Source organism: Inquilinus sp. CA228 (genome assembly GCF_052078665.1).
Taxonomy (GTDB): domain Bacteria; phylum Pseudomonadota; class Alphaproteobacteria; order DSM-16000; family Inquilinaceae; genus Inquilinus.
In genome coordinates this window covers 1-12,838 of record NZ_JBQJIK010000071.1, presented here as the reverse complement: position 1 = coordinate 12,838, position 12,838 = coordinate 1, and the positions used below count along the sequence as shown (strand labels likewise).

Here is a 12,838-nt window from a genome sequence, read left to right as displayed (position 1 = left end):
GTTGGGTTCGCGGAATCGCGAACCCAACAGGCACCATCGCGTTGGGTTCGCTGCGCGAACCCAACCTACGCCCCCCTCCCCTCTCCGATCCCGCCTTGACAGCCTTGCCGGCGCGGATGAAGATCGTTTGTATACGAACGAAATATCCGCCGGAGAACGGCGGGTCGTCGGAACGGGATCAGGCCAGGGAGTTCCCCTATGTACCTCCGGCCAGGCACGCTGGATGAGGCGGTGGCGGCGCTTTCGGCGCCGGGCGGCCGCATCCTGGCGGGCGGAACGGACATCTTTCCGGCGGCGGGAGACCGGCCGCTGGCCGGGCCGATCATCGACATCTCGCGGCTGGCGGAGCTGGACGGCATCGTCCTCGGCGACGACCGCATCCGCATCGGCGCCCGCACCAGCTGGAGCACCATCATCGCCACCCCGCTGCCGCGCTGCTTCGACGCGCTGAAGGCGGCGGCGCGGGAGGTCGGCTCGGTCCAGATCCAGAATCTGGGCACCATCGCCGGCAACCTGTGCAACGCCTCCCCCGCCGCCGACGGCGTGCCGCCGCTGCTGGCGCTGGACGCCGCGGTGGAGTTGCGGTCCCGCGCCGGCACGCGCTCCCTGCCGCTGTCCGAGTTCATTTCCGGCAACCGCCGCACCGCCCGGCGCGACGACGAGATCGTCACCGCCGTGATCGTGCCGCGGACGATCGATGCCGGTGCCTCGGCCTTCCTCAAGCTCGGCGCCCGCCGCTATCTGGTGATCTCGATCGCCATGGTGGCGGCGGTGGTCGAAGCCCGCGCCGACGGAAGGGTCAGCCAGGCGCGGATCGCCGTCGGCTCCTGCTCCGCCGTCGCCCAGCGTCTGACGGCGCTGGAGCAGGACCTTGTCGGCGCCCCCGCACGGCCCGGCCTCGGCGCGCTGGCCCGGGCGGAGCATCTGGCGCCGCTGTCGCCGATCGGCGATGTCCGCGCCAGCGCCGCTTACCGCCTGGATGCGGCCCTGACCCTGGTGCGCCGCGCGCTCGACGCGTGCGCCCTCGGCGCTGCGGCGGAGATCTGAGATGCTGGATGCCCGCCCCGTGCTCGGCTTCACCTTGAACGGCCGCCCGGTGCAGGTGCCGGCCGACCCCGCCGGCCGGTTGACCCGCCTGCTGCGCGACGATCTGGGCCTGACCGGCACCAAGGTCGGCTGCGACGCCGGCGATTGCGGCGCCTGCACCGTGCTGCTGGACGACGCCCCGGTCTGCGGCTGCCTGGTCGCGTCCGGCCAGGTCGAGGGCCGCCGGGTCACCACCATCGAGGGGCTGCCGGCGCAGTCGCCCACGGCGTCCCGGCTGCAATCCGCCTTCCTGCGCCACGGCGCCGCCCAGTGCGGTATCTGCACCCCCGGCATGCTGGTGGCCGCCGCCGCCCTGCTGGACCGGACTCCGGAACCCAGCGAGGCCGAGGTGATGGACGCGATCGGCGGCGTGCTGTGCCGCTGCACCGGCTACCGCAAGATCGTCGCCGCTATCCTCGACGCCCGCGTGGAGCCCGCGGCGGCCGAGGGGCCGGCGGCCGGCCGCGCCGTCGGCGCCCGGATCGACCGGCTGGACGGCCGCCGCAAGGTCGAGGGCCGCGACGTGTTCGGCGCCGACGAGACCCCGTCCGGCGCCTTGTCGCTGCGCGCCATCCGCAGCCCGCATCACCGCGCCGGCTTCGCCTTCGGCGACATCGACGGCTTCGTCGCCGCCCATCCCGGCGTGGTCCGCGTGTTCACGGCCAGGGACGTGCCGGGCGAGAACCGCTTCGGCGTGATCGGCCCCTTCGCCGACCAGCCGGCCTTCGCCGAGACCGAGGCGCGGTTCCGCGGCGAGGCGGTGGCGGCCGTGGTCGGCGAGAGCTGGGCGATCGAGTCGCTTGAGCTGTCGGATTTCCCGGTGACCTGGGAACCGCTGCCGGCCCACACCACGATCGACACGGCGCTGGCCGAGGGCGCCGACCTGGTCCATGCCGACCGCGCCGGCAACATCCTGGTGCGCGGCCGGGTCGTCCGCGGCGATGTCGAGGCGGCGCTGGAGGCGGCAGATGTGGTGGTCGAGGGCGAGTTCGAGACCGGCTTTGTCGAGCACGCCTATATCGAGCCCGAGGCCGGCTTCGCCCGCCGGGTCGGCGACCGGATCGAGATCCAGGCCTGCACCCAGGCGCCCTATATGGACCGCGACGACGTCGCCAAGATCCTCGGCATCGCGCCGGAGGCGGTGCGGATCATCCCGACCGCGGTCGGCGGCGGCTTCGGCTCCAAGCTCGACCTGTCGATCCAGCCCTTCATCGCGATCGCGGCCTGGCATCTGAAGCGGCCGGTGCGGATGGTCTATTCCCGCAGCGAATCGATCATGACCACGACCAAGCGCCACCCGTCGCGCATCCGCGCCCGGGTCGGCGCGACGAGGGACGGCAAGCTGGCCGCGCTGGATTTCACCGGCGACTTCAACACCGGCGCCTATTCCTCCTGGGGCCCGACCGTGGCCAACCGGGTGCCGGTGCACGCCTCCGGCCCCTATTACGTGCCGCATTACCGTGCGCTGACCCGCGCCGTGCACACCCATCTGGTGCCGGCCGGCGCCTTCCGCGGCTTCGGCGTGCCCCAGGCCGGGGTGGCGCAGGAGCAGCTCTACGATGAGCTGGCCGACCGGCTGGGGATCGACCGGCTGGAGTTCCGCATCGCCAACGCCCTGCGGCCCGACCAGCCGACCGTGACCGGCCAGGTGCTGGGCGAAGGCACCGGCATCCGCGCCTGCCTGGAATCGCTGCGGCCGCATTGGCGCCGGGCGCGGGACGAGGCCGCCGCCTTCAACAACTCCGCCACCGGCCCGCTGCGCCGCGGCGCCGGTGTCGCCGGCATGTGGTATGGCTGCGGCAACACCTCGCTGCCCAACCCGTCGACCATCCGCATCGGGCTGAAGCCGGACGGACGGATCGCGCTGCACCAGGGCGCGGTCGATATCGGCCAGGGCTCCAACACCGTCGTCACCCAGATCTGCGCCGACGCGCTGGGCGCGCCGATCGACCGCTTCGACCTGGTCTCGGCCGACACCGACCTGACGCCGGACTGCGGCAAGACCTCGGCTTCGCGCCAGACCTTCGTCACCGGCAAGGCGGCGGAGCTGGCGGGCCGCGACCTGCGCCGCGCCCTGCTGCGCCTGGCCAATGCCGGCGAGGGCGCCGCGATCGCCTTCGCCGATGGGCGTGTCACCGTCACCGAGGGCGAGCACGCCCGCACCCTCGACCTGGCCGCGCTGCCGCCGGACGAGCGTGGCTATGTCCTGGCCGCCGAAGCCACCTTCGACCCGCCGACCAGCCCGCTGGATGCAGACGGCCAGGGCGTGCCCTACGCCGTCTACGGCTTCGGCGCCCATATGGCCGAGATCGAGGTCGACCTCGAGCTCGGCGTTGTCCGGGTCTTGAAGATCACTGCGGCGCACGACGTCGGCCGGGCGATCAACCCGACCCTGGTCGAGGGCCAGATCGAGGGCGGCGCCGCCCAGGGGTTGGGCCTGGCGCTGATGGAGGAGTTCCATCCCGGCCGCGGCGAGAACCTGCACGACTACCTGATCCCTTCGGCCGGCGACATGCCGCCGGTGGAATCGATCCTGATCGAGGACGCCGCCCCGGTCGGCCCGTTCGGCGCCAAGGGCATCGGCGAGCAGGCGCTGATTCCGACCGCCCCCGCCATCCTGAACGCCATCCACGACGCCACCGGCGTGCGCATCCGCCGGGTGCCGGCGACGCCGGACCGAATCCGCGCCGCGATCCTGGCGGCCGGACAGAAGGACTGACATGTCCCAGCCCACGGAAAAGACCGAGGACGGCCGCATCCGCTGCGATGCCTGCCCGGTGATGTGCTACATCAAGCCCGGCGCTGCCGGGGCCTGCGACCGCTACGCCAACCATGACGGCATACTGGTCCGGGTCGACCCGCATGTGGTGCTGGACCGCACCCTGGCGCAGGGCGGCAGCGTGGTGCCGTTCAGCCGCACCGGCGACTGGGACGGCAAGCTGGTGCGCGGGCCGGAGACCTTCGTCACCGCGATCGGCGCCGGCACCACCTATCCCGACTACAAGCCGGCCCCCTTCATCGTCTCGGCCGAGGTCGACGGGGTCGACATGGTCACGGTGGTGACCGAGGGCATCTTCAGCTATTGCGGCGTCAAGGTGAAGGTCGACACCGACCGCCATCTCGGGCCGGAGCGCAGCCTGGTGCGGGCCCAGGGCGAGCCGGTCGGCCACGTCACCACCGGCGAATACGGGTCGCAGATGCTGTCGCTGGGCGGCGTGCACCATTTGACCGGCGGCAGCAAGAAGGAAGGCCGCGTCACCTGTGACACGCTGCTGGAGCTGAGCAACGGCCGCGCGGTCGAGCTGACCATCGACGACGGCGCCACCGTGATCGTCCAGGCCGGCCGGCCGCCGATCGTCAACGGCGCGGCGGAGGAGCGGATGCGGGTCGGCTGCGGCTCCGCCACCATCGGCATGTTCGCCAAGCAGTGGCACGGCAAGGTCGACGAGGTGGTGGTGGTCGACGACCACATCACCGGCGTGCTGTCGGAACACCAGGCCGGCAAGCTGCTGGGCATCCCCGAGACCGGCATCCACATGAAGGGCCGCCGCTCCACCCCCGGCCGCTACTTCCAGGTGGCGCAGCCCGGCACCGGCTGGGGCGGCACCGACATCTCCGACCCGCTGTCGATCCTGGGGCCGTTCAACCCGAAGGCGGCGCGGCCCGGCCTGACCATGCTGATGGTCAGCACCACCGGCGAGCATTTCGCCTATTACGAGCTCGATGACGAGCTGAAGCCGGTGCAGCGCGAGCTGCCGGCGCCGCTGCAGCAATCGATCGCGCGGATCGAGGAGAATTGCGAGCCGGCCTTGTGCACCGTCCTGTTCATGGGCGGCGCCGGCGGCTCGCTGCGCTCCGGCGTCACCGAGAACCCGGTGCGGCTGACCCGCTCGGTGAAGCAGGCGCTGACCTATGTCACCTGCGGCGGCGCCCCGGTCTATGTCTGGCCCGGCGGGGGGATCACCTTCATGGTGGACGTGACCCGGGTGCCGGAGAACGCCTTCGGCTATGTCCCGACCCCGGCCCTGGTGGCGCCGATCGAGTTCACCCTGCGCCTGTCCGACTACGAGGCGCTGGAGGGGCATATGGACCATGTCCGCCCCCTCTCCTCCCTCGGCGTCGACATGGCGCGGCGGCAGGTGCCGGGACATCGCGACAACCCCTGGCCCTTCGCGCCCGAAGGCGCGAAGCGGTCGCACGGCTGAGGCCCGCCGATGGCCCGCCTGCCGCAGATCGCGCTGCTGCCCGACGGGCGGCGCCTGCATCTGCAGGACGGGCCGATCGACCTGATCGTCGAGGCGAGCGGGGCGGCGGAGGCGGTACGGGCGGCCTATGCGGCGGCGGCGCGGCGTTTCACCGGCCTGCTGGACGAGCTGTGCGACGAGCTGCCCCTGCTGCGTGCCCCGGCCCGGCTTGACGTCTGTTCGCTGCAGGGCCCGATCGCCCGGCGGATGCATGACGCGGTGGCCCCCTATGCCGCCGAGAGCTTCATCACCCCGATGGCCGCGGTGGCCGGCGCGGTTGCCGAGGCGGTGCTGGCGGCGATGACCGCGGCGGCGCCGCTGGACCGCGCCTATGTCAACAATGGCGGCGACATCGCCCTGCACCTGGCGCCGGGGCAGAGCTTCACCGTCGGCCTGGTCGACCGGCCCGACCAGCCCGGACTGTTCGGCACCACCGTGCTGGCGGCCGGGGACGAGATCCGCGGCATCGCCACCAGCGGCTGGCGCGGCCGCAGCTTCTCGCTCGGCATCGCCGATGCGGTCACCATCCTGGCCGTCGGCGCCGCCGATGCCGACGCCGCGGCCACGGTGGTGGCCAACGCCGTCGACCTGCCCGGCCATCCCGAGATCCAGCGCGTCCCGGCGCGCGAGGTGCAGCCCGACAGCGACCTGGGCGACCGCCCGGTGACCCGCGGCGTCGGCCCGCTGCATCCGGCCGAAATCGACGCCGCCCTTGAGGCCGGCGTGGCCAAGGCCGACACCCTGATCGCCTGCGGCCTGATCCGCGCCGCCGCCCTGCACCTGGCCGGCGAGACGCGGACGGCGGGGCTGGGCAGTCCGCCACCATCTTCGCAAGCAAAGAGCCTGATCCATGCCTGAGGTCGAGATCCGCAAGCGCCTGGTCATCGTCGAGGAGATCTTCCACGAGGGCGGGCCGCCGGCCGCGACGCCGCTGCGGCGGGGCGCCATCATCGCCGTGATCCGCAACCCGTTCGCCGGCCGCTATGTCGAGGAGATCGCGGGCTTCATGGACGATTTGAAGCCGCTGGGTCTGGCCATGGCGCAGCAGTTGATCGCGGCCCTGGGCGGCGACCCGAAGGCCATCGAAGGCTATGGCAAGGGCGCCATCGTCGGCGCCGCCGGCGAGCTGGAGCACGGCGCGCTGTGGCATGTCCCCGGCGGCTACGCCATGCGCGAGGCGCTGGGCGGCGCCAAGGCGATCGTCGCCTCGGCCAAGAAGGTCGGGGGCCCGGGCACCCGGCTGGACGTGCCGGTGACCCATATCGACGCCTCCTATGTCCGCAGCCATTTCGACGCGATGGAGGTCGGCGTGCCGGACGGCCCGAAGGCGGACGAGATCGCGCTGGTGCTGGTGATGACCACCGGCGCCCGCATCCACGCCCGCGTCGGCGGGCTGAAGGCCAGCGAGATCAAGGGCGAGGACGGCCTGCGATGAGCGCGAAGATCCGCAAGATCGTCACCGTGGTCGAGGAGACGGTGACCGAGATGGGCCGGCCGGTCTCCCCGCCGACCCGCCGCGCCGCCGCGGTGGCGGTGATCGAGAACCCCTTTGCCGGCCGCTATGTCGAGGACCTGACCGAGCTGTTCGAGATCGGCGAGGAACTGGGCGCGCTGCTGGCCGAGAAGGCGGTGGCGGCGCTGGGCATCGAGGGATCCCGCGCCGAGAGCTACGGCAAGGCCGCGGCGGTGGGCGAGAACGGCGAGCTGGAGCATGCCGCCGCCATCCTGCACCCGAAGCTGGGCACGCCGGTGCGCAAGGTCCTGGGCAAGGGCGCGGCGCTGATCCCGTCCTCGAAGAAGCGGGGCGGCCCGGGCGTGGCGCTGGACATCCCGCTGGGCCACAAGGACGCCGCCTATGTCCGCAGCCATTTCGACGGCATGGAGGTGCGCATCGCCGATGCGCCGCGCGCCGGCGAGATCGTGGTCGCCGTGGCGGTGACCGACAGCGGCCGCCCCCTGCCCCGGGTCGGCGGGCTGAAGACGAGCGAGATCAAGGGAGAGGACGGCCTCCGCTGAATCGGGCAAACCACAAGGCAGCCCGACCGACAAGGACACGAAGGAGACAGGGATGAAGGCAGGATTTCACGTCGCGGCGGCGCTGGCGCTGGCCGCCGCGCTCGGCACCCCGGCAGCCGCCGGGGCGCAGGAGATCAAGATCGGGGAGATCAACAGCTATTCCGGCCTGCCGGCCTTCACCGAGCCCTACCGCAAGGGCTGGCAGCTGGCGATCGAGGAGATCAACGCCGCCGGCGGGGTGAACGGCCAGAAGCTGGTCGTCATCTCCAAGGATGATGGCGGCAAGCCGGCCGATGCCGTGACCGCCGCCAACGAGCTGGTGTCGTCCGAGGGCGTCACCATCCTGGCCGGCACCTTCTTCTCCAACATCGGCCTCGCCGTGTCGGACTTCGCCAAGCAGAAGAAGGTGTTCTTCATGGCGGCGGAGCCCCTGACCGACGCCGTCACCTGGGCCAACGGCAACCGCTACACCTTCCGGCTGCGCCCGTCGAACTACATGCAGGCGGCGATGCTGGCCGAGGAGGCGGCGAAGCTGCCGGCCAAGCGCTGGGCGACGGTGGCGCCGAACTACGAATACGGCCAGTCGGCCGTGGCGGTGTTCAAGCAGCTGCTGTCGGCCAAGCGGCCGGACATCGAATGGGTGAACGAGCAATGGCCGCCGCAGGGCAAGATCGACGCCGGCGCAGTGGCGCAGGCCCTCGCCGCGGCGAAGCCCGAGGCGATCCTGAACGTCACCTTCGGCGCCGACCTGGTGAAGTTCGTGCGCGAGGGCAACACCCGCGGCCTGTTCGAGGACCGGTCCGTGGTCAGCTTCCTGACCGGCGAGCCCGAGTATCTCGACCCGCTGAAGGACGAGACGCCGGAGGGCTGGATCGTCACCGGCTATCCCTGGTACGCGATCAAGTCACCCGAGCATGACGCCTTCCTGAAGGCCTATCAGGCCAAGTACAGCGACTATCCCCGGCTCGGCTCGATCGTCGGCTACACCACCATGAAGTCGATCGCGGCGATCCTGGCCAAGGCCGGGTCCGCCGACCCCGACAAGATGATCGCGGCGGCCGAGGGCATCGGCGTCGACAGCCCCTTCGGCCCCATCACCTTCCGCAAGATCGACCACCAGTCGACCCTCGGCGCCTTCGTCGGCAAGACCACGGTCGAGGACGGCAAGGGCGTGATGACCGACTTCCAGTATCGCGACGGCGCCCAGTACCTGCCGACCGACGCCGAGGTCGCCAAGCTGCGGCCGGCGGAATAACGCCCTCGTAGGTTGGGTTCGCCCTGGCGAACCCAACAGTGGTCCGTCCTGTTGGGTTCGCTTCCGCGAACCCAACCTACGCGAGTTGGGAGCACCATTTGGATTTCCTCGTCGCCCAGTTCCTGACCGGACTCGCCAGCGCCGCCTCGCTGTTCCTGGTGGCGTCGGGTCTGTCGATCATCTTCGGCGTGACGCGGATCGTGAACTTCGCGCACGGCGCCTTCTACATGCTGGGCGCGTACCTGGCCTACACCCTGACCGAGCGCTTCACCGGCACGCTCGGCTTCTGGGGCGGGCTGGTGGTCGCGGCCCTGATCGTGGCCGCGCTCGGCGCCCTCTTGGAGATCGTGCTGCTGCGCCGGATCTATCGGGCGCCGGAGCTTTTCCAGCTGCTCGCCACCTTCGGCGTCACCCTGATGGTCGCGGACCTGGTGGTCCTGATCTGGGGGCCGGAGGACCTGGTCGGCCGCCGCGCGCCCGGGCTGCGCGGCGCGGTCGAGATCCTGGGCCAGAGGCTGCCGCTGTACGATCTGTTCCTGATCGTGCTCGGCCCCGTGGTGCTCGGCCTGCTGTGGCTCTTGTTCCGGCGCACCCGCTGGGGCGTGCTGGTGCGGGCGGCGACCCAGGACCGCGACATGATCGCGGCGCTGGGCGTGAACCAGAAATGGCTGTTCACCAGCGTCTTCGCGCTCGGCGTGTTCCTGGCCGGCCTGGGCGGGGCGCTGCAGATCCCGCGCGACGCGGTCACCCACACCATGGATCTGCGCATCATCGTCGAGGTCTTCGTCGTGGTGGTGATCGGCGGGCTGGGCAGCGTGCCCGGCGCCTTCATCGCCGCGGTGCTGGTGTCGGAGCTGAACGCCTTCGGCATCCTGGTCTTCCCCACCATCTCGCTGGTGCTGGTGTTCCTGGTGATGGCCTGCGTCCTGGTGGTGCGGCCCTGGGGCCTGCTGGGCAAGCCGGAGGCGGCGGCGCGGCCGACCATCGGCATCGCCATCCGCCCATGGCGGCCCTTCGCTCCGGGCGAGCGCATCGCCCTGCTGGCCGCGCTCGTGGCCGCGGCACTGCTGCCGACGGTGGCCGGCGGCTACACCCTGGCGGTGGCGTCCGAGATCGCGATCTTCGCCCTGTTCGCCGCCAGCCTGCAGTTCCTGATGACCACCGGCGGCCTGGCCTCCTTCGGCCATGCCGCCTATTTCGGCCTCGGCACCTATGGCGCGGCCTTCGCGGTCAAGGCGCTGGGCCTGCCGATGGAGGCGGCGCTGCTGGCCGGGCCATTGTTCGGCCTGCTCGGCGCGGCGCTGTTCGGCGCCTTCTGCGTGCGGCTGTCGGGCGTCTATTTCGCCATGCTGACCCTGGCCTTCGCCCAGATCGCCTGGTCGGTGGCGACGCAATGGGTCGAGGTCACCGGCGGCGACAACGGCATGCTGGGGATCTGGCCCTCGTCCTGGGCGGCGAACCCGGCCAGCTTCTACTGGCTGGCGCTGGCCGTGGCCACGGCCGGCATCGCCCTGCTGCGAATCCTGACCTTCTCGCCCTTCGGCTTCGCCCTGCGCGGGGTGCGGGATTCGACCCAGCGGGCCGAGGCGATCGGCATCGGCCGGGCCGGCGTGCAATGGGTCGCCTTCCTGGTCGCCGGCACCATGGCCGGGCTGGCCGGGGCGCTGTTCGCCTTCCTCAAGGGCAGCGTCTTCCCGGACAATCTCGGCATCCCGCTGTCGATCGACGGCCTGGTCATGGTGCTGCTGGGCGGCATCGAGACCGCGTCGGGCGCCGTGGTCGGCGCCATCGTCTACAAGGCGCTGGCGATCTGGCTGGTCAGCCAGACCGACCTGTCGAAGCTGGTGCTGGGCGGCATCATCGTGCTGCTGGTGGTGGCCTTCCCCAAGGGCCTGGTCGGCTTTGTCGAGGAGCTGCGCGGCCGCCGACGAAAGCCAAAGCCCTCGGTCTCGGCCGCCGCCGCGCCTGCGGAGGCCGCGGAATGAGCCCCCCTCTGCTGCAGGTCGAGGGCCTGGCCAAATCCTATGCCGGCGTGCAGGCGGTGCGCGGCGTCGACTTCACGCTCGAGGCCGGCGGAATTCTCGCGCTGATCGGCCCGAACGGCGCTGGCAAGAGCACCTGCTTCAACATGCTGAACGGCCAGATCCGCCCTGATGCCGGCCGCGTCCGGCTGCAGGGGCGCAACATCACCGGCCTGGCGCCGCGCCGGGTCTGGCGCCTGGGCGTCGGCCGCACCTTCCAGATCGCCGCCACCTTCGCCTCGATGACGGTGCGCGAGAACGTGCAGATGGCGCTGCTGTCCCATCACCGCCGGTTCGGGCTCAGCTTCGCCGGCCGTGCCTATCGGGCCGAGGCCGACGCGTTGCTCGGCCTCGTCGGGCTGGGCGACGCGGCGGAGCGGGCCTGCGGCGAGCTGGCCTATGGCGACGTCAAGCGGCTGGAGCTGTCGATCGCCCTGGCCAACGCGCCGAAGCTGCTGCTGATGGACGAGCCGACCGCCGGCATGGCGCCGAGGGAGCGGGCGGCGCTGATGCGCCTGACCGCGGAGGTGGCCCGGCAGCGGCGGATCGGCGTCCTGTTCACCGAGCACGACATGGATGTGGTGTTCGAGCATGCCGACCGGATCATGGTGCTGAACCGCGGCGCGCTGATCGCCGAGGGATCGCCCGAGGCGGTGCGCCGCGACCCGCAGGTGCGCGCGGTCTATCTCGGCGACGGCCTGGTCTACGATGCCCGGCATCGCCAGGAGGTGCCCGCATGACGCTCTCGGTCTCCGGACTCAACGCCCATTACGGCCCGGCCCACATCCTGTTCGATGTCGGCTTCGAGGTCGGCGAAGGCGAGGTCGTCGCCTTCCTCGGCCGTAACGGCGCCGGCAAGTCCACCACCTTCCGCGCGCTGATGGGGCTGGTGCCGCGGCGCGAGGGCCGGATCCTGTTCCGCGGCGCCGACATCGCCGCCCGGCCGACGCATGAGATCGCCCGCTCCGGCCTGGGCTATGTGCCGGAGGATCGGCGGATCTTCACCGACCTGACGGTGGAGGAGAACCTGGCGGTCGGCCTGCAGCCGCCGCGGCCGGGTGCGCCGACCTGGACGCCGGAGCGGCTGTACGCCCTGTTCCCCAACCTGGCCGAGATGCGCCGGCGCCCCGGCGGCCGGATAAGCGGCGGCGAGCAGCAGATGCTGACCATCGCCCGCACCCTGATGGGCAACCCGTCGCTGGTGCTGCTGGACGAGCCGTCGGAAGGGCTGGCGCCGAAGATCGTCGAGCAGATGGCCGACGCCATCCTGGCGATGAAGCGCGAGGGCCTGAGCGTGCTGCTGTCCGAGCAGAACCTGCATTTCGCCCGGCTGATCAGCGACCGTGCCTACATCATCGAGACCGGCCGCATCCGCTTTGGCGGCACGATGGCCGAGCTGGAGGCGCAGCCTGAGATCCGCGACGCCTATCTCGCGGTGTGATAGGAACCGGCCATGACCACCACCGCATCCGCCGCGCGCGGGCCCGGGGCCGGACAGGGCTCCTACATCCTCGACGACCAGATCGGCTTCATCCTGCGCCAGGTCAGCCAGCGCCACGCCGCGATCTTCGCCTCCGGCATCGGCGAGCAGGACCTCACGGCGACGCAATGGGCGGTGCTGGCCAAGCTGTTGGAGCGCGGCCCCTGCTCGCAGAACCGCCTCGGCCGCCGCACCGCGATGGACGCGGCGACGATCAAGGGCGTGGTCGACCGGCTGGGCAAGCGCGGGCTGATCGAGACCCGCCCGGACCCGGAGGATGGCCGCCGGCTGGAGGTGGCCCTGAGCCCCGCCGGCCAGGCCCTGGCCGAACGCATGGTGCTGAACGCGCTCCGCATCACCGAAGAGACCCTCGCGCCGCTGGACGAGGCCGAGCGGACGACCCTGATCGCGCTGCTGCGCCGGCTGAGCTGAGGCCTACAGCACGAAGTCCGCGGCGGCCAGCCCGATGGTGCCGGTCAGGGTGATGTGGAAGTCGGAGACCTTGTCGCCGTTGACGTCGCCGGCGATGGTGGTGATGCCGGGCTGGGTGAAGGCGCAGCGCAGCTGCCCGGCGATGCCGGTGTAGAGGGCGGCGCCGATGAAGCCGAAGGCCTGGTTGCCGGCAGCCGCGGTGTTCGCGTCGATCGCCGACAGGTCGATCCTGTCCGCCTGGGCGCGGCTGAAATCGGTGATCCGGTCCGCGCCGGCCCCGACCGGGCTCTGGGCGACGCTGCCA

At 71.6% G+C, this 12,838-nt stretch carries 12 protein-coding genes; 11 read left to right on the top strand and 1 reads right to left on the bottom strand.

Annotated features, from left to right (window positions below):
* The first annotated feature begins 198 nt into the window (after positions 1 to 198).
* The 11 genes from ACTOWL_RS28700 (at position 199) to ACTOWL_RS28650 (ending at position 12,534) form a co-directional block, all read left to right on the top strand.
* Positions 199 to 1,047, top strand: a complete 849-nt coding sequence (locus ACTOWL_RS28700) for an FAD binding domain-containing protein (protein ID WP_441324703.1) — start codon at positions 199 to 201, stop codon at positions 1,045 to 1,047.
* A gap of 1 nt (position 1,048) precedes the next feature.
* The gene (locus ACTOWL_RS28695) at positions 1,049 to 3,805 is read left to right on the top strand and encodes a molybdopterin-dependent oxidoreductase (RefSeq protein WP_441324702.1); all 2,757 of its coding nucleotides are present in this window, start codon (positions 1,049 to 1,051) and stop codon (positions 3,803 to 3,805) included.
* 1 nt (position 3,806) lies between these two features.
* A complete protein-coding gene (locus ACTOWL_RS28690) occupies positions 3,807 to 5,291 on the top strand; it encodes a 6-hydroxynicotinate reductase (protein WP_441324701.1) in 1,485 nt (494 codons plus the stop codon).
* Between the two features lie 9 nt (positions 5,292 to 5,300).
* Complete coding sequence (locus tag ACTOWL_RS28685) at positions 5,301 to 6,188, top strand: UPF0280 family protein (RefSeq protein WP_441324700.1); 888 nt, start codon at positions 5,301 to 5,303, stop codon at positions 6,186 to 6,188.
* Positions 6,181 to 6,765 (top strand): amino acid synthesis family protein, encoded by a 585-nt coding sequence (locus ACTOWL_RS28680; RefSeq protein ID WP_441324699.1) that lies wholly within the window; start codon positions 6,181 to 6,183, stop codon positions 6,763 to 6,765. Before ACTOWL_RS28685 ends, ACTOWL_RS28680 begins: the two co-directional genes overlap by 8 nt.
* Positions 6,762 to 7,346, top strand: coding sequence for an amino acid synthesis family protein (locus ACTOWL_RS28675; protein WP_441324698.1), 585 nt, complete (start codon positions 6,762 to 6,764; stop codon positions 7,344 to 7,346). The genes ACTOWL_RS28680 and ACTOWL_RS28675 overlap by 4 nt, the downstream gene beginning before the upstream one ends.
* A 52-nt stretch (positions 7,347 to 7,398) precedes the next feature.
* Entirely contained in the window at positions 7,399 to 8,601 is a 1,203-nt protein-coding gene (locus ACTOWL_RS28670) for an ABC transporter substrate-binding protein (RefSeq protein WP_441324697.1), read from the top strand.
* Positions 8,602 to 8,699: 98 nt separating this feature from the next.
* On the top strand, positions 8,700 to 10,586 hold the full coding sequence (locus tag ACTOWL_RS28665; RefSeq protein ID WP_441324696.1) for an ABC transporter permease: 1,887 nt from the start codon (positions 8,700 to 8,702) through the stop codon (positions 10,584 to 10,586).
* Positions 10,583 to 11,362, top strand: a complete 780-nt coding sequence (locus tag ACTOWL_RS28660) for an ABC transporter ATP-binding protein (protein ID WP_441324695.1) — start codon at positions 10,583 to 10,585, stop codon at positions 11,360 to 11,362. Before ACTOWL_RS28665 ends, ACTOWL_RS28660 begins: the two co-directional genes overlap by 4 nt.
* Complete coding sequence (locus ACTOWL_RS28655) at positions 11,359 to 12,063, top strand: ABC transporter ATP-binding protein (protein WP_441324694.1); 705 nt, start codon at positions 11,359 to 11,361, stop codon at positions 12,061 to 12,063. Before ACTOWL_RS28660 ends, ACTOWL_RS28655 begins: the two co-directional genes overlap by 4 nt.
* A 12-nt stretch (positions 12,064 to 12,075) precedes the next feature.
* The gene (locus ACTOWL_RS28650) at positions 12,076 to 12,534 is read left to right on the top strand and encodes a MarR family winged helix-turn-helix transcriptional regulator (RefSeq protein WP_441324693.1); all 459 of its coding nucleotides are present in this window, start codon (positions 12,076 to 12,078) and stop codon (positions 12,532 to 12,534) included.
* A 3-nt stretch (positions 12,535 to 12,537) separates the two neighbouring features.
* Here ACTOWL_RS28650 and ACTOWL_RS28645 read toward each other — a convergent pair.
* Positions 12,538 to 12,838: M10 family metallopeptidase C-terminal domain-containing protein (locus ACTOWL_RS28645; RefSeq protein WP_441324692.1), on the bottom strand; the 301-nt coding region annotated here is incomplete at its 5' end.

Excerpts from the sequence above, each read along its gene's own strand:
- ACTOWL_RS28675 (WP_441324698.1), top strand. The coding sequence starts at position 6,762 with ATGAGCGCGAAGATCCGCAAGATCGTCACCGTGGTCGAGGAGACGGTG.
- ACTOWL_RS28700 (WP_441324703.1), top strand. The coding sequence starts at position 199 with ATGTACCTCCGGCCAGGCACGCTGGATGAGGCGGTGGCGGCGCTTTCG.
- ACTOWL_RS28690 (WP_441324701.1), top strand. The coding sequence starts at position 3,807 with ATGTCCCAGCCCACGGAAAAGACCGAGGACGGCCGCATCCGCTGCGAT.
- ACTOWL_RS28680 (WP_441324699.1), top strand. The coding sequence starts at position 6,181 with ATGCCTGAGGTCGAGATCCGCAAGCGCCTGGTCATCGTCGAGGAGATC.
- ACTOWL_RS28650 (WP_441324693.1), top strand. The coding sequence starts at position 12,076 with ATGACCACCACCGCATCCGCCGCGCGCGGGCCCGGGGCCGGACAGGGC.
- ACTOWL_RS28670 (WP_441324697.1), top strand. The coding sequence starts at position 7,399 with ATGAAGGCAGGATTTCACGTCGCGGCGGCGCTGGCGCTGGCCGCCGCG.
- ACTOWL_RS28695 (WP_441324702.1), top strand. The coding sequence starts at position 1,049 with ATGCTGGATGCCCGCCCCGTGCTCGGCTTCACCTTGAACGGCCGCCCG.
- ACTOWL_RS28655 (WP_441324694.1), top strand. The coding sequence starts at position 11,359 with ATGACGCTCTCGGTCTCCGGACTCAACGCCCATTACGGCCCGGCCCAC.
- ACTOWL_RS28660 (WP_441324695.1), top strand. The coding sequence starts at position 10,583 with ATGAGCCCCCCTCTGCTGCAGGTCGAGGGCCTGGCCAAATCCTATGCC.
- ACTOWL_RS28685 (WP_441324700.1), top strand. The coding sequence starts at position 5,301 with ATGGCCCGCCTGCCGCAGATCGCGCTGCTGCCCGACGGGCGGCGCCTG.